This is a genomic window from Pseudomonas sp. TMB3-21, assembly GCF_054898145.1.
The window spans coordinates 1987899-2011421 of sequence record NZ_CM142718.1; the positions used below are offsets into that span (position 1 = coordinate 1987899).

Here is a 23523-nt window from a genome sequence, read left to right on the forward strand (position 1 = left end):
AAAACTCCACGTGAAAGGCAGTCGGATCGCTTTGGGATGGGCTGTTTGAGCTCATCGACAGCAATGGGTTCCCGGTTGGTCGGCGTCGGCGGCGGTTAAAACCCGGCGACCCCGGCCACTCTTAATGTTTCGCTCAACGCCACAACCTGCGGGTCGCGGAAAAATGCACTCAACTGTGCTGCGCGTCCCGGGCCGATGCCGGCCTCGGCTTGCCACTGCTCGCTTGATCGCTGCGCCAGTGTCTGCCAAGAATCAGCCAGTGCCGCCTGACCGGTCGGAGGCAAACCCAAGGCGCGGAGCCACTGCGCAAACGGGCGTTGTCGAGCATCGTTGAAGCTGTTCAAGAGGCGGGCACTGCTGCGCTCGCCGAAGCCATCAATGGTAGCAAGCTCTTGAGCATCGAGGGCCAACCAATCAAGCAGGCCGTTCAGGCGGCCTGTTTCTAAAAGTTTCTCCCAGGTGCCCGGTCCGACATGAGGCAAGGCTAGCCCCTTCTTGCCGCTAAGCCAGGTCAATCGCGCGAGGAATTGGCTTTCGCAGCCGGGCGTGGGTTGCCAGCAGCTCAATGCATGGAAATCGGCCGCCGAAGGTGCGGCCAGGTCGGGGCGTTCGGCGGCTCGCAGCACCACGCCGTCGAGCCTTGGGATGGTCAGGCCCGCCAGACTGATGGAAACCTGATCGCCCGGGCGAACATCCAGTTCCGCCCAGCGTTGCAGCGAGCTGACGCTGACGCGTTTGATCTGTCGGTCGTCCAGCGTGAGCGGTTTGAGTTCGAGCACCGGGGTGATGCGGCCGGTGCGGCCGACCTTGAAATTGACCTTACGCACCTCGGCCAGCGCCTGAGCGTACGGGTATTTCCAGGCGACCGCCCAGTAAGGCGCTTTTGCCTGCCAGCGTTCGGCAGACGGTCGCTGGCTCTGACGCAGGACGATGCCGTCGGTGGCGAAGGGCAGGGCCGAGCGATACCAGTGATCACGCCAGTGCTCGGCGTCGGCAAACCGGCTAATCGGTTGAGCGTATTGGGCAGTGTTGGCGAAACCCAATTCGACCAGCGCCGCTGCGCGTGCGGGCAAGCTCGCCGGGCCCTGCGGCCAGTCCCACGCAAACAAGCCGACGCCGTCCGCCTGCTCCGGCGGCAACACTTTGCGTGCCATCAACCCGGCTACGGTAGAGCGCGCGTTGAGACTTCCGCTTCGGACTTGCACATGGTCGCTCAGGCGCCAGTAGAGCTCGCCTTGCACCAGCAAATCTGTGGATTGAGACAGGGTTTGCGGAATTGCCGCGATCTGCCGCGCCGACGCGGTCCAGTCCTGGCCATTGACGCCATCGCCGCGACTTATCGCCTGATGCAGCACACCGTCGCGATAGATCAGCGTCACCGCCACGCCGTCGATTTTCGGCTGGACCCAGACATCGCTACGATCACGCAGCCAGTCTTTGACGGCGCGAACATCGCGCAACTTGTCCAGGCCGGTGTGAGCGATGGGGTGCGCAACGGTGCCGCCGGCGGTGCGCAAGGGATCGCTGAAGTGTTCCATGTTGAAACATCGACGCCATTCGCTCAGCCGCGCGCGAGATTGATCGTAGAGTTCATCGGCAATCGGGGGCTGACCATCGCGATGGTAGCTGTCGTCCCAGCGGTTGATTTGCTGCTGGAGTACGTCGATTTCATGAGTGGCGCGGGATGCGGCCCAGTCAGGGCATTCGTCAGGATTGGCGTTGGCAGTCGACACAGTGAAGGCCAGCAGTACGAGAAACAGGTATGGCAGCATCGAGAGCATCCTTGCTCAGTGGGATGCTTGAAGGTTAGTCAGGATTTTCTACCCGGCGCGGCAGGTGTTTTGCCTGGTGTTTCCAAGCGCGAAAATCAAACGGTCGCCCGATCGCGGGCAATAAAAAACCCCACACGGCGAACCGTGCAGGGTTTTGTGTACCGCCCGGAAAAATTACAAGCCGGCAGCGGAACGCAGAGCGTCGGCGCGGTCGGTTTTTTCCCAGGTGAACGTGGTGAACGTATCGTCGCCAACGGTCTTGGTTGCCGGGGTGCGACCGAAGTGGCCGTACGCTGCGGTTTCCTGGTACATCGGGTGTAGCAGGTCGAGCATGGTGGTGATTGCGTAGGGACGCAGGTCGAACACTTCGCGAACCAGTTTGACGATTTTGTCGTCGCTGATCTTGCCGGTGCCGAAGGTGTTCAGCGAGATCGACGTAGGCTGAGCCACACCGATCGCATAGGAAACCTGAATCTCGCAACGCTCGGCCAGGCCGGCCGCGACGATGTTCTTGGCCACGTAACGACCGGCGTAGGCAGCGGAACGGTCAACCTTCGATGGATCCTTGCCGGAGAACGCGCCGCCACCGTGACGGGCCATGCCGCCGTAGCTGTCGACGATGATCTTGCGTCCGGTCAGACCGCAGTCGCCCACCGGGCCGCCGATGATGAACTGGCCAGTCGGGTTGATGTGGAACTGGGTGTCCTTGGACAGCAGCTCGGCAGGCAGCACGTGCTTGACGATCAGTTCCATTACGCCTTCGCGCAGGTCTTTGTACGACACGTCCGGGTTGTGCTGGGTCGACAGAACCACGGCGTCGATACCGACAACCTTGCCGCCTTCGTAACGGCACGTCACTTGCGACTTGGCGTCCGGGCGCAGCCATGGCAGCAGGCCGGATTTACGCGCTTCTGCCTGGCGCTGCACCAACTGGTGCGAGAAGGTGATCGGTGCTGGCATCAGCACGTCGGTTTCGTTGCTGGCGTAGCCGAACATCAGGCCCTGGTCACCGGCGCCCTGATCTTCAGGCTTGGCGCGGTCGACACCCTGGTTGATGTCAGGGGATTGCTTGCCGATGATGTTCATCACGCCGCACGTCGCGCCGTCGAAGCCGACGTCGGAGCTGTTATAGCCGATGTCGAGAATCACATTACGCACGATCTCTTCCAGGTCGACCCAGGCCGACGTGGTGACTTCACCCGCGATGATTGCCACGCCGGTTTTCACCAAAGTCTCGCACGCCACGCGGGCGAACTTGTCTTCGGCAATGATGGCGTCCAGCACCGCATCGGAAATCTGGTCGGCGATTTTGTCCGGGTGCCCTTCGGACACGGACTCGGAGGTGAAGAGGGAGTATTCGCTCATCTCGATTTTTTCCTGAATTTACCGATGGTGAGTGTCGCCAGCCGGTCGCTGAAAATGGCGGACCTGGATCTGGAAACCATTACGTAAGCCTACATAGAGGCTTTCCCCGGGAACGAGTCCCGCAGCGGTGGCCCAACGGGCCAAATCGTCCTGTTCAAACCCCAACCACAGATCACCGCAGGCCTCCCTGGCCCAACTCTGGTTGTGGCTACATAACTCTGTCACGAGCAGGCTACCGCCCGGTTGCAGCAAAGTGGCCATGTGCTTGAGCGCTTCGGCCGGTGCGGCGAAATGGTGCAGCACCATATTCAGAACGACGCAATCGGCCTGAAGATTAACCCCGTTCAATGCATCGGCCAGTTGCAGGCTGACGTTAGCCAGCGCTTGCCGATCGCAGACCTGACGCGCCAGCTCAAGCATCGCCGGGCTGTTGTCCAGCGCAGTGACATGGCGGAAGCGGCGCGCCAGTTCCGGCAGAAATGCGCCGTCGCCCGGGCCGACTTCGATGGCCGTCGCGCCGTCGCCGAAACTCAGCTTGTCGAGCAATGCCACCACGCTGTCGCGGTACTGCGGCAGGCCGGCGATCAAGTCCTGCTGGGCGCGAAATTTCTCGGCGACCCGTGAGAAAAAGTCCTGGCTGGCCGCTGCGCGCTGGCCATGCACCTGACCGATCCGCGACTGCACATCGGTCGGCAGGGTCAGGTTGTCCACTTCGTCGAGCAACGCGGCGTGCAGTTTGCCGCCGAGCAAATCGGTGTGGGGCAGGGCGCGGCGGTAGAAAATTGCATTGCCTTCCCGGCGCGTCGCCACCAGATCGGCCTGGGCCAACACCTTGAGGTGATGACTCATGCCGGATTGGCCGATGGCGAAAATCTGCGCCAGTTCCAGCACGCCGAACGAGTCGTTGGCCAGCGCGCGCAATACATTCAGCCGCAGAGGATCGCCGCCGGCCTTACACAGGGCCGCCAGCTCATCGCAATCGTCATGTTGAATGGAAGGCACGCGTAAATTCATAAGGCCGGCAGTCTAGTCACGGGTCGGGAGCATCGCAAGAGCAATATCAAAAAGTTTTGATATTGCTCGATAGGTGGCACTTCCCGACCTTCGGTTTACCCTTCAAACGAACAGCGGAAAGGTTTCACCTGTCGAAACCTTCGTTATGCATGGGAAAAACGCTTCCATATGACTATCCGTCATTGCCCCGAGGCGGGTCGGTGAGGGAAAATGCTCGCCTTTTTTCCGTTTCGTATTATTCACTCTTGATTCAGAATCCCCAGGAGAACAGCGATGCCAAGCCGTCGTGAGCGTGCCAACGCCATTCGTGCCCTCAGCATGGATGCCGTGCAAAAAGCCAACAGCGGCCATCCGGGTGCCCCTATGGGTATGGCGGATATCGCCGAAGTACTTTGGCGTGACTACCTCAAGCACAACCCGAGCAATCCTTCGTTCGCCGACCGTGACCGCTTCGTGCTGTCCAACGGTCACGGTTCGATGCTGATCTATTCCCTGCTGCACCTGACCGGTTACGACCTGTCGATCGAAGACCTGAAAAACTTCCGTCAGCTGCACAGCCGTACCCCGGGTCACCCGGAATTCAGCTACACCCCGGGTGTTGAAACCACCACCGGTCCACTGGGCCAAGGCCTGGCCAACGCCGTGGGTTTCGCCCTGGCAGAGAAAGTCCTGGCGGGTCAATTCAACCGTCCTGGCCACAATATTGTCGGCCACCACACCTACGTGTTCCTGGGTGATGGCTGCATGATGGAAGGCATTTCCCACGAAGTCGGCTCGCTGGCCGGTACGCTGGGTCTGGGCAAACTGATCGCTTTCTACGATGACAACGGCATTTCCATCGACGGCGAAGTCGAAGGCTGGTTCACCGATGACACGCCGAAGCGTTTCGAAGCCTACAACTGGCAGGTGATCCGCAACGTCGACGGTCACGACCCGGAAGAAATCAAGACCGCCATCGAAACAGCGCGCAAAAGCGAGCAGCCGACGCTGATCTGCTGCAAGACCACCATCGGTTTCGGTTCGCCGAACAAGCAAGGTAAAGAAGACTGCCACGGCGCTCCGTTGGGTGACGCGGAAATCGCCCTGACCCGCGCAGCACTGAAGTGGAATCATGGCCCGTTCGAAATCCCGGCCGATATTTACGCTGAGTGGGATGCCAAGGAAGCCGGTCTCGCGGCCGAAGCCGAGTGGGATCAGCGTTTCGCTGCCTACTCCGCCGCATTCCCTGAGCTGGCCAACGAATTGGTGCGTCGTCTGAGCGGTGAGCTGCCGGCTGACTTCGCTGAAAAAGCTTCGGCATATATTGCTGAAATCGCGGCCAAAGGCGAAACCATTGCCAGCCGCAAAGCCAGCCAGAACGCGCTGAACGCCTACGGCCCGTTGTTGCCGGAACTGCTCGGTGGTTCGGCTGACCTGGCCGGTTCCAACCTGACCTTGTGGAGTGGCTGCAAAGGCGTCACTGCTGAAGACGCCAGCGGCAACTACATGTACTACGGCGTGCGCGAATTCGGCATGAGCGCAATCATGAACGGCGTCGCCTTGCACGGCGGTCTGGTGCCTTACGGCGCGACCTTCCTGATGTTCATGGAATACGCGCGCAACGCGGTACGCATGGCTTCGCTGATGAAGAAGCGCGTGGTGTTCGTCTACACCCACGACTCCATCGGTCTTGGCGAAGACGGTCCGACTCACCAGCCGGTCGAGCAACTGACCAGCCTGCGCAGCACGCCGAACCTCGACACTTGGCGCCCAGCCGATGCCGTTGAATCGGCGGTCTGCTGGAAGCTGGCGATCGAGCGCAAGGACGGCCCTTCGGCGCTGATCTTCTCGCGTCAGAACCTGCAGCATCAGGAGCGTGACGCCGGCCAGATCGCCGACATCGCCCGTGGCGGTTACGTGTTGAAGGATTGCGTGGGCGAGCCTGAGCTGATCCTGATCTCCACCGGTTCGGAAGTCGGTCTGGCGGTTCAGGCGTATGACAAGCTGACTGCACAAGGTCGCAATGTGCGCGTTGTTTCGATGCCTTGCACCAGCGTGTTCGATGCGCAGGACGCCGGTTACAAGCAAGCGGTTCTGCCGTTGCAGGTCAGCGCCCGTATTGCCATCGAAGCCGCGCATGCGGACTACTGGTACAAATACGTGGGCCTGGAAGGCCGCGTGATCGGCATGACCTCTTACGGCGAGTCGGCGCCTGCGCCAGCCTTGTTTGAAGAGTTTGGTTTTACCCTGGAAAACATCCTGGGTCAGGCTGAAGAGCTGCTGGAAGACTAAGGCACAATTTGTGTAGCCGCTGCCGAAGGCTGCGTCCGGCCGCGACGCGGTCGTTGAATCAGACACTACGTTCACGTTGAAGAACGCGTTGTCAGATTCACGACCGCTTCGCGGCCGGACGCAGGCTGCGCCAGCTGCTACAAGGTTGTGTTGTTAACAAGAATTTCGTCTGCCCGCGTCTATCGAGAACCCCATGCCTCAACCGCGTCCTTACAAAGTTGCACTCAACGGCTATGGCCGCATTGGTCGTTGCGTCTTGCGTGCGTTGTTCGAGCGAGGCGAGAAGGCCGGGTTTGAAATTGTCGCAATCAACGATCTGGCAGACATGGCCAGCATTGAATACCTGACACGCTTCGACTCCACGCACGGGCGTTTTCCCGGTGAAGTGCGAGTGGACGGCGATTGTCTGCATATTAATGGCGATTGCGTGAAGGTCCTGCGCAGTGCCACCCCCGAAGGAATAGATTGGGCGTCGCTGGGGATCGACCTGGTGCTGGAGTGCTCCGGTGCCTGGCACACCCGTCAAGACGGCCAGCGCTTTCTCGACGCCGGCGCACCTCGAGTGTTGTTTTCCCAACCTATGGCCAGCGAGTCGGATGTCGACGCTACCATCGTCTACGGCGTCAATCAGGATTGCCTGAGCGGCGACGAGCTGCTGGTATCCAACGCGTCCTGCACCACCAATTGCGGCGTGCCGCTGTTGCGCCTGCTGGACCAGGCCATAGGTCTGGAGTATGTATCGATCACCACCATTCACTCGGCAATGAACGATCAGCCGGTGATCGACGCTTATCACCACGAAGACCTGCGCCGCACCCGTTCGGCGTTCCAGTCGGTGATTCCTGTGTCCACTGGTCTGGCGCGTGGTATCGAACGCTTGCTGCCGGAACTTGCTGGCCGAATTCAGGCCAAAGCCGTGCGAGTGCCGACGGTAAACGTGTCTTGTCTCGACATCACGATGCAGACCGTGAGCGACACCGACGCCACCGAGGTCAACCGGATTCTGCGCGAGGCTGCCACCAGTGGCCCGCTCAAAGGCCTGCTGGCCTACACCGAGCTGCCTCACGCAAGCTGTGATTTCAACCACGACCCACATTCGGCAATCGTCGATGCCAGTCAGACCCGCGTTTCCGGCCCACGGCTGGTGAACATCCTGGCCTGGTTCGACAACGAATGGGGTTTTGCCAACCGAATGCTGGACGTTGCAGAACATTATCTGCAAACAGCGATCAACAAACCTGCTCTCTAAATCAGCTACCAGGAAATGCGACCCATGACCGTGTTGAAGATGACCGACCTCGATCTGCAAGGTAAGCGCGTACTGATTCGCGAAGACCTCAACGTCCCAGTCAAGGACGGTGTAGTCACCAGCGATGCGCGGATCCTGGCTTCGCTGCCGACCATCAGGCTGGCCCTGGAAAAAGGCGCGGCGGTGATGGTCTGCTCGCACCTCGGCCGCCCGACCGAAGGCGAGTTTTCCGCCGAAAACAGCCTCAAGCCGGTAGCCGACTACCTGAGCAAGGCCTTGGGCCGTGAAGTGCCGTTGGTGGCCGATTACCTGGAAGGCGTCGAGGTCAAGGCCGGCGACATCGTCCTGTTCGAAAACGTGCGCTTCAACAAGGGCGAGAAAAAGAACGCTGACGAATTGGCGCAGCAATACGCCGCACTGTGCGACGTGTTCGTGATGGACGCTTTCGGCACCGCTCACCGCGCCGAGGGCTCGACCCACGGCGTGGCCAAGTTCGCCAAAGTCGCCGCCGCAGGCCCGTTGCTTGCCGCTGAGCTGGACGCACTGGGCAAGGCGCTGGGTTCGCCGGCGCAGCCAATGGCCGCCATCGTTGCCGGCTCCAAAGTCTCGACCAAACTGGACGTGCTGAACAGCCTGAGCCAGATCTGCAATCAACTGATTGTTGGTGGCGGCATCGCCAACACCTTCCTCGCAGCGGCCGGTCACCCGGTCGGCAAATCCCTGTACGAACCGGACCTGCTCGACACCGCGCGTGAAATCGCGGCCAAGGTCAGCGTGCCTTTGCCGGTGGATGTTGTCGTTGCTAAGGAATTCGCGGAAAGCGCCACTGCCACCGTCAAGCTGATCGCTGATGTAGCAGAAGACGACATGATTCTGGACATCGGTCCGCAGACTGCTGCGAATTTCGCCGAACTGCTTAAATCATCCAAAACCATTCTGTGGAACGGCCCGGTCGGCGTGTTCGAATTCGATCAGTTCGGCAACGGCACCAAAGTGCTGGCCCAGGCGATCGCTGAAAGCCCGGCGTTTTCCATTGCAGGCGGCGGCGACACCCTGGCCGCTATTGATAAATATGGCGTTGCTGACCGGATCTCCTACATTTCTACCGGTGGTGGTGCTTTCCTCGAATTCGTCGAAGGCAAAGTGCTGCCGGCCGTCGAAGTCCTCGAAAGCCGGGCCAAGGGCTGAAGTTGTGGTATTGGCCAGGCAAAGGAGTGTTCACATGGTCAGGCTGCTAGCGTTGTTGATCGTCGCCGGTTCGCTGACGGCCTGCGGGAGTAACCCGAAAGCCGCAGCGCAACCGGCGCCGCAAACCTTGGAAAAGGGCTGCTACCAGGCTGACTGGCAGGCGGAAACCAACCCGGTGATCAACAAGCGCTCAGGGCCGGACGGCCTGGAGAAATACGAAACACTGACACCCGCCAAGGAACATGGCTGTCCTTGACGGGTCTGACTCCTTACTCAGGGCTGGCGGCATGTTTCGTCGGCCGAGGAACACGGATGAAAGGTTTTATCGCCATTACGGCGTTGGCCCTGCTGGCAGGTTGCTCCAGTTTCAACCTGTTCAAACCGGCCGAACCCACGGACAGCTGGACCACCTGGACCTGCGACAGTCAGGCCAAAGTGTTATGGCGTTACGTCAATGAAAGCCGCGAAGAAGTAGACGTCCGCCTCGGCGGGGCCGATCAGGTTTATCGCCTGAAGCAAGAGCCCGGCGCGTCGGGTGCGCTATATAGCAGTGACATGCTGGCGTTTCACATCAAAGGTGAGGAAGGCCTGGTTTACTGGGTCGCCACCAATGATTTGATTGGCCGCGGTTGTAAAGCGCAGTAATTGACACACCACAGACCCAATGTGGGAGCGGGCCTGTGTGGCGAGGGGGCTTTTGTGGCTAGGGGCTTTTGTGGTGAGGGGGCTTGCCCCCGTTGGAGCGCGAAGCGCTCCCCAAACCAGTCACCGCGGTACATCAGCGACACCGCAACATCTGCTTTGCGACTGCTGCGCAGCCGAACGGGGGCAAGCCCCCTCACCACAAGGTTTCAGCGTCACAAGACAAGGTTTAAGCGTTACAGGGATTTGGCAACACCCAATTCGCAGCACGGGCCAACCCCCGATCTGCAATAACTTGAATAGCCACCGCCGCTCCGGCAGGCTGACACGATTAACGACCCAAACCGGGAGAGACACGCACAATGGCACTTATCAGCATGCGCCAGATGCTGGACCACGCAGCCGAATTCGGCTACGGCGTTCCAGCCTTCAACGTCAACAACCTTGAGCAGATGCGCGCCATCATGGAAGCCGCTGACAAGACTGACTCCCCGGTGATCGTCCAGGCTTCGGCCGGTGCTCGCAAATACGCCGGTGCGCCGTTCCTGCGTCACCTGATCCTCGCAGCAATCGAAGAATTCCCGCATATCCCGGTGTGCATGCACCAGGACCACGGCACCAGCCCTGACGTCTGCCAGCGCTCCATTCAGCTGGGCTTCAGCTCGGTGATGATGGACGGTTCCCTCGGCGAAGACGGCAAGACCCCGACCGACTACGACTACAACGTCCGTGTCACTCAGCAGACTGTAGCCATGGCTCACGCCTGCGGCGTTTCGGTTGAAGGTGAGCTGGGCTGCCTGGGTTCGCTGGAAACCGGCATGGCCGGTGAAGAAGACGGCATCGGCGCTGAAGGCGTCCTGGATCACAGCCAGATGCTGACCGACCCGGAAGAAGCCGCTGATTTCGTCAAGCGCACCCAGGTCGATGCGTTGGCAATCGCCATCGGTACCAGCCACGGCGCCTACAAATTCACCAAGCCACCTACCGGCGACGTGTTGGCCATCGACCGCATCAAAGAAATCCACAAGCGCATTCCGAACACCCACCTGGTGATGCACGGTTCGTCTTCGGTTCCGCAAGAGTGGCTGGCGATCATCAACCAGTACGGCGGCGACATCAAAGAAACCTACGGCGTGCCGGTTGAAGAAATCGTCGAAGGCATCAAGCACGGCGTGCGCAAGGTCAACATCGACACCGACCTGCGCCTGGCCTCCACCGGTGCGATGCGTCGCCTGATGGCCACCAACCCGAGCGAATTCGACCCGCGTAAATTCTTCGGCGCGACCGTGACTGCGATGCGTGATGTCTGTATCGCGCGTTATGAAGCCTTCGGTACCGCCGGCAACGCTTCGAAGATCAAACCGATCTCGCTGGAAGCGATGTATCAGCGTTATCTGAAAGGTGAGTTGAACGCTAAGGTCAACTAAGCCTTCTGCGTTAAACCCTAGAAAAACCCGCAGGAATGCGGGTTTTTTATTGGCTGAAAAAAGGCGCCGCTCTGTAGCAGCTGTCGAGCCTACGAGCCTGCGTCCAGCCGCGAAGCAGTCGTTAAAATCACACACCCCATCCATGCGAAAGGAGCGATGGCGAGGACTTCGTCTTCGAACGCAGCCTCGCAGGCTCGGCAGCTGCTACAGGGATTTGGCGTTACTTATCGTGATCAATATCCAGCTTGCTGAACATCACCTTCCCGCCTTCGCTGGTATATCCGGAGTTATCCTGCACATACACACCCGCCTTGAAATACAACGGTTTGACGCGCCATTTCTCGCTGATGTTGGTATCCCACTGATAGCCCGCCGCACTGATGCCCAGTGCGCCGCCCGGACTCAGGTGAATAAGATAGGAAAATTCCTGATGGAGTTTTACGCCAGTCGCGACAGTGATGACCCGACCCTCGTCGTCATCGGGGCGCATGCGCACTTTAGCGACAATATCGCCAGTGTCCGAACTGGTATCGTATTGATATTCAACCTTCACCATCGGCTTATGGCTTTGAAAAGCGTGGATCTGGCCGATGACAATCTTGCCAGAACTGGGAACCTGCTTAACTGCCAGCGTTGCTCGAAGAAAATTGTCAGCGTCGGGGTAGTACCAGTTTCGCAAGGTGCCGTTGCTGTAGGTTTCGCGCAATTCCGTGCGGGCATATTTAGCGTTTTCGGTGCGGGTGCCTGTCACCGGAGACCAGAAAAACAGCGTTCCGGTATTTGAATGGAAGTATTGATCCTTGAATCCCTTCACCAGTTTCGTGGTCTCGACAGTGTAGGGAGGGCTACCGACAGGAACGCTCAGATTCCAGGTTGCAAGATCGATCATAGACAAAAGCTTCCACAGATTTTTACGGCACGCACGTTCCAGAAGCTCTGGCGCGCGCCTTGGGGGCAATCCTTATAATCGTAGAAGTTCAATTTGTTAATGCGTAATTGACAAACGGGTGACGTCAATATCCTGTTAAAAGGCCATCTCTCGCGGTTTTAGCGGCCTGTAGCAGTGACCGTTAGTCGGCCAGCGAAGTTAATGGTTAAATGCTGGCGTACTGACACCTTCTGCTTTGACGGATCCCGGTCTAGAGTGGAGGCTTCGTATTTGTCCGGTTTGTCTGAAAAACCGGCCTGACGCCCCGACAAGAGAAGCAGCATGGAATGCGCGCAAATCACGCCAGCTGAAGGCGGCTCTACCTTACTGATCGTCGACGACTACCCTGAAAACCTGGTCAGCATGCGCGCATTGCTGGAGCGCCAGGACTGGCAGGTCATCACGGCTGGCTCCGGTTTCGAAGCCCTCAGTCTGCTGCTTGAATACGATATCGACCTGGTTCTGCTGGATGTGCAGATGCCTGGCATGGACGGTTTTGAAGTAGCGCGGTTGATGCGTGGGAGCCAGCGCACCCGCCTTACCCCGATCATTTTTCTGACCGCCAACGAACAGTCGCAGGACGCCGTGATCAAGGGTTACGCGAGTGGCGCGGTTGATTACCTGTTCAAACCGTTCAACCCGCAAATCCTCAAACCTAAAGTCCAGGCCTTGCTGGAGCACCAGCGTAACCGCCGGGCGCTGCAGCGTCTGAGCCATGATCTGGAAGTCGCGCGCGCGTTTAATGCCTCGGTATTGGATAACGCCGCCGAAGGTATTCTGGTCGTCGGCGAAGACGGTCTGATTCGCTTTGCCAACCCGGCCATGTCGCGGCTGCTCAATGCCACGCAGCAGGAATTGCAGGGCACTGTTTTTTTGAATTATCTGCAAAAGCCGCATGTGCCGGTCTGGGCAGACTCGGACCTGCTCAAGGGCTTCAGAGGCGGCGAAACCTTGCGACTGCACGACGCGCTGTTGCGCACGGCGTGTGGTCAGCAGGTGCCGGTAGCGCTGTCCTGCGCACCGTTGCCCAGCCCGCAACAGGCGATGGTGGTGACCGTGCTCGACATGTCAGTGGTGCGCCATCTGCATCAGCAACTGGAGGTCCAGGCCGTCACCGACCCGTTGACCGGGTTGCTCAATCGCCGTGGTTTTTACCAGACCGTGGAGAACCTGCTGCAGCGCGACGAGCGCACGGACAGCGGCTGGGTATTGCTGTATCTCGACCTGGACGGGTTCAAACGGGTCAATGATTCCCTCGGTCATGATGCTGGCGACCGCGTGTTGCGCTGGGTGTCGGAGCAGCTCAAGGCCTGCCTGCGCCCGTTCGACATACTGGCGCGCATTGGCGGTGACGAGTTCACCGCGTTGCTGGACCTGGAAGCGCCCGAACAGGCGGCGAAGATTGCAGAGCAGCTGATTGAACGCGTATCGATCTGTCAGCAGATCGATGGCCTGGACATCGCCCTCGGTGCGAGTATCGGTATCGCGATCTTTCCCGACTGCGGTGCTGATCTGGACGGGTTGATGCGCGCATCCGACATCGCCATGTATGAGGCCAAGCGTGCAGGTCGTCAGCAGTATCGCTTCTACGATCACGACATGAATGGCCGCGCGCGCTCGCGGCTGATGCTCGAGGAAAGCGTGCGCGCCGCTATCGAGAACCGCGATTTCAGCCTGGTGTATCAGCCGCAGGTGGCAATCGACAGCGGGCAAATCCGAGGGTTCGAAGCACTCTTGCGCTGGCAGCACCCCAGCGTTGGCGATGTTCCGCCCGGGCTGTTTTTACCGCTGCTGGAGGAAGCGCGGCTGATCAGCCGGTTGGGCAGCTGGATCTATCATCATGGCGCCGAACAACGCAAAGCCTGGGAACCTGTGTTTGCAGACGAGCTGGTGCTGGCGGTCAGCTTGAGCGGTACGCAATTCGGCATGCCCAATCTGGTCACCGAGTTGCGCCAGGTGCTGGAGCGTCATGACTTGCAAGCGCGTCATCTGGAGGTCGAGATCACAGAAGAGGCCTTGATGCAGCACCCGGAAGAGACCCGCAAACAGATGCGACTGCTGCGCAATCTGGGGGTGCGGGTGGCGCTGGACGACTTCGGTTCGGGGCCTTGCTCGCTGTCATTGTTGCGGGATATTGAGCTGGATACGGTCAAGCTTGACCGGCACTTGATCGCCCGGTTGCCCGAGTCCAGGCGAGACGCCGCGCTGGTGCAGCATGTGATCGACCTCTGTCAGCAATTCGACATTCTGGTCATTGCTGAAGGCGTGGAAACGCTCGCGCAATACGAGTGGCTGCGTGCCAACGGCTGTGGCTTCGTGCAAGGCTTTTTGGTGGCAAAGCCGCTGGTCGCCGAAGACGCGGGCGACTTTGTGCAGCCTTTCGACTGGAGCGCGTTACCCCGCTGAATTCGCTACACTGGCGGCCTTTTCGAAGCTGATGCTGTCCGCCCCACTATGACTGCGCTGAAATACCTCCAGGCTTATCCTGTCGATTTGCAGGACCAGGTGCGCTGGCTGATCACTGAAGGTCGGCTGGGCGACTACTTGAGCCAGCGCTATCCCGACAAGCACGACGTGCAGAGCGACAAAGCGCTGTACGCCTACGCGCTGGATTTGAAACAGGAATACCTGAGAAATGCCCCGGCGATCGACAAGGTGTTATTCGACAACCGCCTCGACCTGACCCACCGCGCCCTCGGCCTGCACACCACGATTTCGCGCGTGCAGGGCGGCAAGCTCAAGGCAAAGAAGGAAATCCGCGTGGCGGCGCTGTTCAAGGACGCACCCGCGGCGTTTCTGAAAATGATCGTGGTGCATGAACTGGCGCACTTTAAGGAATCGGACCACAACAAGGCCTTCTACAAACTTTGCGAACACATGTTGCCGGGTTATCACCAGGTGGAGTTCGATCTGCGCGTCTACCTGACGTGGCGGGACATGCCGGCGATCCCAAACGCGTAGGAGCTAGCGCAGGCTGCGATCTTTTGATTTTCAAACACCCGGAGCGCATGGATGGACGTCAGCAAGACCAAAAGCAGTTTCTATCGCCGTCTTTACGTGGCGTATCTGATCGACAGTGGCGTTGCGAGCAGCGTTCCTGCCCTGACCGAAGTGACCGGCATGCCCCGTCGCACGGCCCAGGACACCATTGCAGCGTTGGCGGATCTGGACATTGTGTGCGAGTTCGAGCAGGAAGAGGGCGCTCGCAACCATGCCGGTCGCTATCGGATTCGCGAGTGGGGAGCGATCGACAAGGGCTGGATCGAGGGTAATTTGCGGCAGATCAAAGCGGTGCTGGAATATCCCTGACCTGCGCGGTTCAGCATTTGAGGAAAGGGCCTTACAGCCGACGCATGCCGATGTGCGGAATGTCATCCTCCAGGTATTCCTCACCCGCCACGACAAATCCGTAGCGCCCGTAATACCCCTGCAGGTGCGCCTGAGCTGAAAGATAGATCGACACGTCCGGCCAGTGCTTGTCAGCCTGTTTCAGCGCCTGCGCCATCAGCTCGTGCCCAAGCCCGGTGCCGCGCGCCTGCGGGGCGATGATCACCCGGCCGATCACCACGTCGCCGCCCTGCAGCTCTGGATCCAGCAAGCGCAGATACGCCACCAGCCTGTCCTCATCCCACGCCATCAGATGGCAGGTGTCACCTGCCAGGTCCTGGCCGTCCACGTCCTGATAACAGCATTTCTGCTCGACGACGAAGACTTCGACGCGCAACTGCAGAATTGCGTACAGCTGCTCTTTGCCCAGATCAGTGTGGTGTTTGCAGACCCAATCGATTGTCATTTTTGCATTCCTTGATCAACTCGCCCCGATACTAAGCGCACCGGCGGAAGATGTCTGTATGGCGAATAAATCTGTGACAAAGGCCAAAATGCCATCATTCATTTCGCGCGCGCTCGTATTCTTTGTGTAATCTGGAATGCAGCGCTGTGCAATGGCGTCGATGAGCTAGTGTTAGTACCTGGGTTTTGCCGGTACGGGGCCTTGGAGTTTTGGCTGAAACACACCGGGCCTCCCGCCCGTTAAGGATTTCTGGCATGCCGCGATTGCATCGAGCGTTGGCCTTGATCGGTTTGCTGTTGCTGACCCACGCGGCAGCCGCGCAAAAACTGCGTCTGGTCGCCGACGCCTGGCCCCCCTTTACCGACGCCACGCTGATCAACGGCGGGTTGGCGACTGACATCGTCAGCACCGCACTGGCCCGAGCTGGCTATGCCAGCGAGTTCCAGCAGGTCCCCTGGGCGCGAGCGTTATTGGGTGTGGGCGAGGGGCGCTACGACGTCCTGGTCAACGCCTGGTACGCCGAGGATCGCACCCGACTCGGCCAGTTTTCCGGTGAATACCTGGTTAACCGCGTGCGCTTTCTCAAGCGCAAAGACGCGCCGATCGAATACAACAACTTGCAGCAATTGCACACTTACCCAATTGCGGTGGTGCGCGGTTATGCCTATTCGTCAGCCTTCGACGAAGACACGGTGCTACAGAAAGTCCCGGTGCACAGTTTCGCCATGGCGGTGCGCATGCTTGCGGCCGATCGGGTCAAGCTGACGCTGGAAGATGAATTTGTGGCGCGTTATTACTTGTCGCGGGAATCGGCCAAAGTGCGTAGCTCCGTTGAGTTTCTGCCCAAGCCGTTGAGTGAGAATAGCCTGCATATTCTGGTCAGCCTGAAGCACCCCAAGCATGCGGAAATCGTCTCGAATTTTGACCGCGAAATTGCCAAGATGAAGGCAGATGGAAGTTATGAGCGCCTGCTGAAGCGGCACGGGATGTGAAGAACCCGCGATAGGGCCCGCTAACACAGCGCGCCTCTCAAACCTTGCGCGTATCCTTGATCAAATGCGCCGCCAGCGTGCGTAGCGGCCCCAACTGCCGGCAAATCAACGCCAGCTGCGTCTGCACCAGTCGCTGCCCTTCGTCGATCTCGTCCGGCATTTGCTCCAGCTCATTGGCCAGCGCCTCTTCGTCGTCGCTTTGAATCGCGATGGGCGTCTTGCTCGCCAATCCTTGTGCGATTTCATCGATACTCGCGGCCAGTCTCACCCCCGCGCCGTCAATCAAATGCTCGCGCACATCAGGCGGCAGCGGGGTTTCGCGATGCGCGCCCAGCCCCGACAGATAACTCAGCAGCGTGTGCGACAGCACCAGAAAGCGGAAGCCGACATCGGCTTCCTTACGGAAATGCCCGGGCTCCATCAGCATGTTGGCCAGTGTGGTCGACAGCGCCGCGTCGGCATTGTGTGCGTTACGCCGGGCGAGACGATAGGCGAGGTCGTCGCTCTTGCCCGCAGCGTATTGCTGCATGATCTGGCGCAGGTAAATGCTGTTGCAGGTCAGGGTATTGGCCAGCACCTTGTTCAGGCGTCGGCCCTGCCAGTCCGGCAAAAACAGGAACACCGCGAGGCCGGCAATCAGGCTGCCCAGTAACGTATCGAACAGCCGTGGCAGGAACAGGCCATAACCGTCGCCCACCTGATTGAAACAGAACAGCACCATCAAGGTGATCGCGGCGGTGGCCAGTGTGTAGCGGGTGGTGCGGTTGGTGAAGAACACTACCCCGGCGGCGATGGCGAAGCACGATTGCACCAGAGGATTGGGGAACAGATCAAACAGTGCCCAGGCCACGGTCAGGCCGATCGCGGTGCCGATAATCCGTTGGCCGAGTTTGCGGCGGGTGGCGCCGTAGTTCGGCTGACACACGAACAGCGTGGTGAGAATGATCCAGTAACCCTGCGACGGGTGGATCAAATGCACCATGCCGTAGCCAACACTCAGCGCCAGGGGCAGGCGCAGTGCGTGGCGGAACAGCAACGACGTCGGCGTCAGCTGCGTGCGCAAGCGAATCCAGACATCCTTGAGGCTGCGCGGCGACCGGTCGAGCAGGCTGCTGTCGGTAGCATCGGCGAGGGCGTCGGGGTTGCTGGCGTCGCTGAGCAGCCGATCCAGCGTGCCAAGGTTGGCCGCCAGCGCCCGCAGTGATCGCAGCAACCCGCGCCAGGCCGGGTTGCTCTGGATGCGCAAGTGTTCGAGGGAGGCGTGCAAGTCGCCCAGTGCTTCGGCGAAGCTGGCGTCGTAGACGAACGGCTGGCGCATCTGGATCGATTCCGCCAGCGCTCGGCAGGCTTTGCCTTGCTGGCGCAGCAGGCGCTGACAGCGGAACAGTACGTCGCTATGGAAGAACGCTTCCGCCAGCGCGTTATAGGGATAGTGCGAGGAGCTGGCGCGCTCGTGGATGTCTTGCGCGAGGAAGTACAGTTTGAGGTAGCGGCTGACTTTCGAGCCGGGCCGACCGTTGCCGACACGGTGCAGGATGATTTCCTTGGCCGCATTCAACGCCGCGACTACACGGCCGTTCTGCTGAGCAAGTTCCAGCCGTCGCGCTTCCACGTCCATCTGCCGGATCGGCTCGAACAGCGAAGACTTCAACTTCAGGTACAAACCCAGTTCACGGAACAGCCGCGCCAGACTTTGCTGCACCGGCTGGTTGGAGAAGAGCGCCTGCCACAGCACTGACAACAGGCCGTACCAGGCGGCGCCGGCCACCAGCAGCATCGGCTCATGCCAGAAATCGGTGACCGGACCGCCGCGCTGGTCAACGCCGATCATGGTGTAGACCGAGAGGATGAGGGTGGCCGAGGCGATCGCGCCATAGCGTTCGCCTAACGCGCCGAGCATGGTCAGACCGAAACTGGCGAGGGCGAGGGCGATGACAAAAATGATCGGGTAGGGGAACAGCAATTCGACGGACAGGGCGGCAATGGTGAAACACACCAGCGTCACGGCCAGCGAATTGAGGCGGCCCTGCCAACTGTCGTCGGTCTCGGCCAGGGCGCTGGCGATGATCCCGAGGAACAACGGGATCAACAGGCGCATTTCGTCCTGATACCAGCACAGCGCCATGCTGCCGGTCAGCGCAATGAACACCCGCACGCTGTAACTGAATTTATCCAGTGCCCAGAGGCGACGCAGAGACTGTTGGAAAGAGGTCGATGACATGAAGTGCGAAGGCCTTCCGAGGCAATGGCGCTAAATTGAGCCAGTAATGACGCCGACGCAATGGCGGCGATCACATCTGACAGCAAAATCTGTTCCTTCGCCGCGCAATCGCTTCCGGCATTTGAATTGCGATCCCTTGTAGGAGCTGTCGAGTGAAACGAGGCTGCGATCTTTTGATCTTGTTTTTTGAAAGGCAGAACCAAAAGATCGCAGCCTCGTTTCACTCGGCAGCTCCTACACAGCTTCTACCGCGTCGGTCAGACGTACTGCGCAGCCGCATAACCCGAGGCCCAGGCCCATTGAAAGTTGAATCCGCCCAGATGCCCGGTGACGTCGAGTACTTCACCGATAAAATAAAGCCCCGGGCTTTTCAGCGATTCCATGGTCTTGGACGACACTTCGCGCGTGTCGACCCCGCCCAGCGTTACTTCTGCCGTGCGATAGCCTTCGGTCCCGGCCGGCACGACTTTCCAGCTCGCCAGTTTTTCCGCGATGTCGGCGATTTCGGCGTGGGTGTACTGCTTCATCGGTTTGGAGACGAACCAGTTATCGGCCAGCAGGTTGGCCATCTTCTTGGTGAAGATTTCCCCCAGCAAGGTTTTCAGTTCGCTGTTCGGGCGTTCGGCTTGCTGCTGTTGCAGCCAGGCCGGGACGTCATGATCCGGCAGCAGATTGATCTCCACAGGATCGCCCGACTCCCAGAACGACGAAATCTGCAGGATCGCCGGTCCGCTGAGGCCTCGGTGGGTGAACAAAATGTTCTCGCGAAAACTCTGTTCGTTACAGCTCACCAGACAATCCACCGAAGTCCCGGACAGCTCTGTGCACAGCTCTTTGAGCTGATCGGTGATGGTGAACGGCACCAGACCGGCACGGGTCGCCAGCAGTTCGTGGCCGAACTGTTTAGCGACCTGATAACCGAACCCGGTGGCGCCCAGGGTCGGAATCGACAGACCGCCCGTGGCGATCACCAGGGATTCGCAGGTGATTTGATCGAGGGTGGTTTGCAGCAGATAGCCGCTGTCCATTTTCTCGATGTGCTGGATCGATGTGTCCAGGTGCAGGCTGACGCCGACCTGTTCGCACTCGTTGAGCAGCATCTCGAGGATGTCGCTGGATTTGTTATCGCAAAACAGCTGGCCGAGTTTTTTCTCGTGGTAGGGCACGCCGTGCTTGGCGACCATGCCGATGAAATCCCACTGGGTGTAACGCGCCAGTGCGGATTTGCAGAAGTGCTCGTTGTGCGAGAGAAAATTGCCAGGTTCGGTGTACATGTTGGTGAAGTTGCAGCGACCACCGCCCGACATCAGTATTTTCTTGCCGGCCTTGTTGGCATGGTCGAGCAGCAACACCTTGCGCCCGCGCCCGGCGGCGGTCAGCGCACACATTAACCCTGCGGCGCCAGCGCCAATGATCACGACTTCGGAAGAGCGCAAAACGGTGTCCTCGAGTTTCGTTGGCAGGCTTGGGAGCGCTATTTTGTGGCGAGGGAGCTTGCTCCCGCTCGAGTGCGAAGCACTCGCAAAAGGTGCTGCCACATGCTTGATGGGAGCACCGCGATTGCAGTTTCGGGTCTGCTACGCAGACCAGCGGGAGCAAGCTCCCTCGCCACAGGTATCAACCACAGTCAGAGGATACGCACGCGCAGCGAGCGGCCTTTGATCTTGCCGTCGTTCAGGCGCTGCACGGCCTGTTTGGCAACTCCGCGCTCCACGGCCACGTAGGCCTGGAAATCGAAAATCGCGATCTTGCCGACCTGAGCGCCCGGGATGCCGGCGTCACCGGTCAATGCACCGAGAATGTCGCCCGGACGCACTTTGTCTTTACGACCGGCGCCAATCACCAGCGTGCTCATCACCGGCAGCAGCGGTGCGCCGCCTTGGGATTTGAGGTTGTCCAGCTGATCCCAGCTCAACGGCGACTTCTGCAGTTGCTCGATGGCTTGGGCGCGGTGCGCTTCGGACGGTGCGACCAGGCTGATCGCGATGCCTTTCTCGCCGGCACGACCGGTACGGCCGACCCGGTGAATGTGGATTTCCGAGTCCCGGGCCAGTTCGACGTTGATCACCATGTCCAGCGCATCGATGTCCAGACCGCGCGCGGCGACGTCGGTGGCCACCAGCACCGAGGTGCTGCGGTTGGCAAACATCGCCAGCACCTGATCGCGATCGCGCTGTTCCAGATCGCCGTGCAGGCCGACGGCAGAAATGCCTTTGGAGGTCAGGTGATCGACGGTTTCCTGAACCTGCTGCTTGGTGAAGCAGAACGCCACGGTGGACGCCGGACGGTGATGGGCGAGCACCTTGACCACTGCGTCCATACGCTCTTCAGGGGAGATTTCGTAGAAGCGCTGTTCGATCTGCGTGTCGTCGTGGAACGCCTCGGCTTTGACGATCTGCGGGTTGCGCATGAACTTCGAGGCCAGTTGCTTGATGCCCACCGGGTACGTGGCGGAGAACAGCAGGGTCTGCCGACGCTCCGGGCACTGCGCGATGATTTCCTCGATGGAATCGTAGAAACCCATGTCGAGCATGCGGTCGGCTTCGTCGAGGATCAGCGTGTTCAGGCCGTGCAGTATCAGCGAACCCTTGCGCAGGTGCTGCTGAATGCGGCCCGGAGTGCCGACGATGATGTGCGCGCCATGTTCCAGCGAGCCGATCTGCGGACCGAATGACACGCCGCCGCACAAGGTCAGGACCTTGATGTTGTCTTCGGCGCGAGCCAGACGACGGATTTCCTTGGCGACCTGGTCGGCCAGTTCGCGGGTCGGGCAAATGACCAGCGCCTGGCAACCGAAGAAGCGCGGATTGATCGGGTTCAGCAGGCCGATACCGAAGGCAGCCGTCTTGCCGCTGCCGGTCTTGGCCTGAGCGATCAGATCCATCCCTTTGAGGATCACCGGCAAGCTTTGCGCCTGGATCGGCGTCATCTGGGCATAACCGAGGGAGTCGAGGTTAGCCAGCATGGCGGCGGACAGCGGCAAAGTATTAAAAGCGGTGGCGATGGTGGTCACGGGACTGGCCTGCAAAACAAAATGTCGCGCAGTGTATCAGTCCCGCGCTGCTCACCTGCAAATTATGGACGAGCAGTCGTAGCCGCCGACGTGTAGCAGCTGCCGAGGCACGAGGCTGCGTCGGGCTGCGAAGCGGCCCCCGAGGGCGGTCCTGCGGACACGCAACGCAGCCTTCGTTCCTCGGCAGCTGCTACAGGTCAGTGTTCGATATGTTCTTCCGGACGCCTGACGCGCCGTCCGTCTTCCTTCGACAGCTGCGAAAAGATCGTCGCCGCCAGCATCGCCATGATGCCGACCGTCACGAACGTGAGCTGGAACGCGCCCAGCACCGTGTCCACGCCATCATTACCGACTTGCGCCGTGAAGCCGCCGAGCAGGGCGCCGGCACAGGCGACGCCAAGACTCAGCGACAATTGCGCCACCACCGACAAAAGGCTGTTGCCGCTGCTGGCGCTGGCGTCATCGAGGTCGATCAGTGTCACGGTGTTCATCGCGGTGAACTGCAAGGAGTTGATCGCGCCGAGCACCGCCAGCATGCCCAGCAATAGCCAATAAGGCGTTTGCGCACTGACCAGGCCCATGCTCGCCAGCATAATGCCCAATGCCAGCGTGTTGCCGGTCAGCACAATGCGGTAACCGAAACGCTCGATCAGCGGGCGCGCCACCGACTTGGCGACCATCGCCGCAGCGGCCAGCGGCAACATGCTCATGCCGGCCTGAGAAGGCGAGTAACCGAGCGCCACTTGCAGCAGCAACGGCACCAGAAACGGCAACGCGCCGCTGCCCAGTCGCGCGAACAGGTTACCGAGGATGCCGACGGCAAATGTCCGGGTCTTGAACAGCGACGGCGCAAACAAGGGATTGTCGATGTGCCCGGCGCGCAGCCAATATGCGGCCAGGCACGCCATACCGGCGAACAGCAGCAACATTACCCGCAAGTGCGGCAGATGCAATTCACCGAGGCCTTCCATGGCGACAGTGATCAACACCATCGCCGCGCCGAACAGCAGGAAACCGATGCCGTCGAAACGGGTGCGTTCCGTGCCGCGCAAGTCGGGAATGAATTTCCACACGGCGTAACAGCCGATCACGCCCACCGGCAGGTTGAGCAGAAAGATCCAGTGCCACGACAGGTATTCAACCATCCAGCCGCCGGTCGTCGGCCCCAGCAATGGGCCGAGCAGACCGGGGATGGTGATGAAACCCATGATCCGCACCAGCTCCGAACGCGGATACGCACGTAGCACCACCAGCCGCCCGACCGGCAGCATCAGTGCGCCGCCCAGGCCTTGAATCACCCGGGCGCCAATCAGCATGCCGAGGCTGCTCGACAACGCGCACAGCAGCGAGCCAATACTGAACAACAGAATGGCACTGAAGAAGATTTTCCTGGTGCCGAAGCGGTCGGCGATCCAGCCCGAGGCGGGGATCAGCAAGGCGACTGTGAGCATGTAGGCGATGATCACGCCCTGCATGCGCAGCGGGTCTTCGGCGAGGTCGCGGGCCATGGCCGGCAGGGCCGTGTTGAGAATGGTGCCGTCCAACGATTGCATGAAAAACGCAATGGCGACCACCCACGGAATCCAGCGCGCGGTGACGGGGTCGAGCGGCAGGCGATTGGGCATGGGACCTCTTGTCAGTGTGAAAA

Annotated in this window: 19 protein-coding genes; 10 read left to right on the top strand and 9 right to left on the bottom strand. The window is 60.0% G+C overall.

What is annotated here, in order from left to right; all coding sequences use genetic code 11:
* Positions 1-95 precede the first annotated feature (95 nt).
* The 3 genes from ligB to ACYZTS_RS09215 form a co-directional block, all read right to left on the bottom strand.
* Positions 96-1772: an NAD-dependent DNA ligase LigB gene (ligB, locus tag ACYZTS_RS09205; RefSeq protein ID WP_461995466.1), complete on the bottom strand. Its 1677-nt coding sequence runs from the start codon at positions 1770-1772 to the stop codon at positions 96-98.
* Positions 1773-1946: 174 nt separating this feature from the next.
* Positions 1947-3137, bottom strand: coding sequence for a methionine adenosyltransferase (gene metK / locus ACYZTS_RS09210; protein ID WP_028623287.1), 1191 nt, complete (start codon positions 3135-3137; stop codon positions 1947-1949).
* 18 nt (positions 3138-3155) lie between these two features.
* The gene (locus ACYZTS_RS09215) at positions 3156-4151 is read right to left on the bottom strand and encodes an ArsR/SmtB family transcription factor (protein WP_028623288.1); all 996 of its coding nucleotides are present in this window, start codon (positions 4149-4151) and stop codon (positions 3156-3158) included.
* Positions 4152-4424: 273 nt separating this feature from the next.
* Between ACYZTS_RS09215 and tkt the strand changes: the two genes are divergently transcribed.
* The 6 genes from tkt to fba all read left to right on the top strand — a co-directional run bounded on the left by tkt (position 4425) and on the right by fba (position 10928).
* Positions 4425-6422: a transketolase gene (gene tkt / locus ACYZTS_RS09220; RefSeq protein WP_461995469.1), complete on the top strand. Its 1998-nt coding sequence runs from the start codon at positions 4425-4427 to the stop codon at positions 6420-6422.
* A 193-nt stretch (positions 6423-6615) separates the two neighbouring features.
* Positions 6616-7671: an erythrose-4-phosphate dehydrogenase gene (gene epd, locus ACYZTS_RS09225; RefSeq protein ID WP_461995471.1), complete on the top strand. Its 1056-nt coding sequence runs from the start codon at positions 6616-6618 to the stop codon at positions 7669-7671.
* A 24-nt stretch (positions 7672-7695) separates the two neighbouring features.
* Positions 7696-8859, top strand: a complete 1164-nt coding sequence (locus tag ACYZTS_RS09230) for a phosphoglycerate kinase (protein ID WP_461995473.1) — start codon at positions 7696-7698, stop codon at positions 8857-8859.
* A 34-nt stretch (positions 8860-8893) separates the two neighbouring features.
* Positions 8894-9115, top strand: coding sequence for a hypothetical protein (locus ACYZTS_RS09235; protein ID WP_461995475.1), 222 nt, complete (start codon positions 8894-8896; stop codon positions 9113-9115).
* A 56-nt stretch (positions 9116-9171) separates the two neighbouring features.
* Positions 9172-9504 carry an MliC family protein gene (locus ACYZTS_RS09240; protein ID WP_461995477.1) on the top strand — a complete coding sequence of 111 codons (333 nt, stop codon included), beginning with the start codon at positions 9172-9174 and terminating at the stop codon, positions 9502-9504.
* Positions 9505-9863: 359 nt separating this feature from the next.
* Entirely contained in the window at positions 9864-10928 is a 1065-nt protein-coding gene (gene fba / locus ACYZTS_RS09245; RefSeq protein ID WP_008081027.1) for a class II fructose-bisphosphate aldolase, read from the top strand.
* Positions 10929-11148: 220 nt separating this feature from the next.
* Here fba and ACYZTS_RS09250 read toward each other — a convergent pair whose 3' ends face one another.
* Positions 11149-11817: a polysaccharide lyase family 7 protein gene (locus tag ACYZTS_RS09250; RefSeq protein WP_461995479.1), complete on the bottom strand. Its 669-nt coding sequence runs from the start codon at positions 11815-11817 to the stop codon at positions 11149-11151.
* Between the two features lie 321 nt (positions 11818-12138).
* Here ACYZTS_RS09250 and ACYZTS_RS09255 point away from each other — a divergent pair, with 321 nt between their 5' ends.
* The 3 genes from ACYZTS_RS09255 to ACYZTS_RS09265 are packed head-to-tail and all read left to right on the top strand — an operon-like array spanning position 12139 to position 15165.
* On the top strand, positions 12139-14262 hold the full coding sequence (locus ACYZTS_RS09255) for a putative bifunctional diguanylate cyclase/phosphodiesterase (protein ID WP_461995480.1): 2124 nt from the start codon (positions 12139-12141) through the stop codon (positions 14260-14262).
* A gap of 48 nt (positions 14263-14310) precedes the next feature.
* A complete protein-coding gene (locus ACYZTS_RS09260; RefSeq protein ID WP_461995482.1) occupies positions 14311-14817 on the top strand; it encodes a M48 metallopeptidase family protein in 507 nt (168 codons plus the stop codon).
* Positions 14818-14868: 51 nt separating this feature from the next.
* The gene (locus ACYZTS_RS09265; protein ID WP_028623297.1) at positions 14869-15165 is read left to right on the top strand and encodes a winged helix-turn-helix domain-containing protein; all 297 of its coding nucleotides are present in this window, start codon (positions 14869-14871) and stop codon (positions 15163-15165) included.
* 31 nt (positions 15166-15196) lie between these two features.
* Here ACYZTS_RS09265 and ACYZTS_RS09270 read toward each other — a convergent pair whose 3' ends face one another.
* Positions 15197-15649 (bottom strand): GNAT family N-acetyltransferase, encoded by a 453-nt coding sequence (locus tag ACYZTS_RS09270; protein WP_461995484.1) that lies wholly within the window; start codon positions 15647-15649, stop codon positions 15197-15199.
* Positions 15650-15903: 254 nt separating this feature from the next.
* Between ACYZTS_RS09270 and ACYZTS_RS09275 the strand changes: the two genes are divergently transcribed.
* Complete coding sequence (locus tag ACYZTS_RS09275) at positions 15904-16641, top strand: substrate-binding periplasmic protein (RefSeq protein WP_461995486.1); 738 nt, start codon at positions 15904-15906, stop codon at positions 16639-16641.
* Between the two features lie 37 nt (positions 16642-16678).
* On the opposite strand, the gene yccS is transcribed toward ACYZTS_RS09275, so the two are convergent.
* The 4 genes from yccS to mdtD all read right to left on the bottom strand — a co-directional run bounded on the left by yccS (position 16679) and on the right by mdtD (position 23500).
* Entirely contained in the window at positions 16679-18862 is a 2184-nt protein-coding gene (gene yccS, locus ACYZTS_RS09280; RefSeq protein ID WP_461995487.1) for a YccS family putative transporter, read from the bottom strand.
* Between the two features lie 257 nt (positions 18863-19119).
* Positions 19120-20298, bottom strand: coding sequence for a BaiN/RdsA family NAD(P)/FAD-dependent oxidoreductase (locus ACYZTS_RS09285; RefSeq protein WP_461995489.1), 1179 nt, complete (start codon positions 20296-20298; stop codon positions 19120-19122).
* A 191-nt stretch (positions 20299-20489) separates the two neighbouring features.
* A complete protein-coding gene (gene dbpA / locus ACYZTS_RS09290; protein ID WP_236645656.1) occupies positions 20490-21827 on the bottom strand; it encodes an ATP-dependent RNA helicase DbpA in 1338 nt (445 codons plus the stop codon).
* Between the two features lie 245 nt (positions 21828-22072).
* Entirely contained in the window at positions 22073-23500 is a 1428-nt protein-coding gene (gene mdtD / locus ACYZTS_RS09295) for a multidrug transporter subunit MdtD (protein ID WP_461995491.1), read from the bottom strand.
* Between the last annotated feature and the right edge of the window lie 23 nt (positions 23501-23523).

Coding starts and splice junctions, on each gene's coding strand:
- ACYZTS_RS09255 (WP_461995480.1), top strand. CDS start 12,139: ATGGAATGCGCGCAAATCACGCCAGCTGAAGGCGGCTCTACCTTACTG.
- ACYZTS_RS09265 (WP_028623297.1), top strand. CDS start 14,869: ATGGACGTCAGCAAGACCAAAAGCAGTTTCTATCGCCGTCTTTACGTG.
- mdtD (WP_461995491.1), bottom strand. CDS start 23,500: ATGCCCAATCGCCTGCCGCTCGACCCCGTCACCGCGCGCTGGATTCCG.
- ACYZTS_RS09250 (WP_461995479.1), bottom strand. CDS start 11,817: ATGATCGATCTTGCAACCTGGAATCTGAGCGTTCCTGTCGGTAGCCCT.
- ACYZTS_RS09260 (WP_461995482.1), top strand. CDS start 14,311: ATGACTGCGCTGAAATACCTCCAGGCTTATCCTGTCGATTTGCAGGAC.
- fba (WP_008081027.1), top strand. CDS start 9,864: ATGGCACTTATCAGCATGCGCCAGATGCTGGACCACGCAGCCGAATTC.
- epd (WP_461995471.1), top strand. CDS start 6,616: ATGCCTCAACCGCGTCCTTACAAAGTTGCACTCAACGGCTATGGCCGC.
- ACYZTS_RS09275 (WP_461995486.1), top strand. CDS start 15,904: ATGCCGCGATTGCATCGAGCGTTGGCCTTGATCGGTTTGCTGTTGCTG.
- ACYZTS_RS09215 (WP_028623288.1), bottom strand. CDS start 4,151: ATGAATTTACGCGTGCCTTCCATTCAACATGACGATTGCGATGAGCTG.
- tkt (WP_461995469.1), top strand. CDS start 4,425: ATGCCAAGCCGTCGTGAGCGTGCCAACGCCATTCGTGCCCTCAGCATG.
- ACYZTS_RS09230 (WP_461995473.1), top strand. CDS start 7,696: ATGACCGTGTTGAAGATGACCGACCTCGATCTGCAAGGTAAGCGCGTA.
- metK (WP_028623287.1), bottom strand. CDS start 3,137: ATGAGCGAATACTCCCTCTTCACCTCCGAGTCCGTGTCCGAAGGGCAC.
- ACYZTS_RS09235 (WP_461995475.1), top strand. CDS start 8,894: ATGGTCAGGCTGCTAGCGTTGTTGATCGTCGCCGGTTCGCTGACGGCC.
- yccS (WP_461995487.1), bottom strand. CDS start 18,862: ATGTCATCGACCTCTTTCCAACAGTCTCTGCGTCGCCTCTGGGCACTG.
- ligB (WP_461995466.1), bottom strand. CDS start 1,772: ATGCTGCCATACCTGTTTCTCGTACTGCTGGCCTTCACTGTGTCGACT.
- ACYZTS_RS09240 (WP_461995477.1), top strand. CDS start 9,172: ATGAAAGGTTTTATCGCCATTACGGCGTTGGCCCTGCTGGCAGGTTGC.
- dbpA (WP_236645656.1), bottom strand. CDS start 21,827: ATGCTGGCTAACCTCGACTCCCTCGGTTATGCCCAGATGACGCCGATC.
- ACYZTS_RS09270 (WP_461995484.1), bottom strand. CDS start 15,649: ATGACAATCGATTGGGTCTGCAAACACCACACTGATCTGGGCAAAGAG.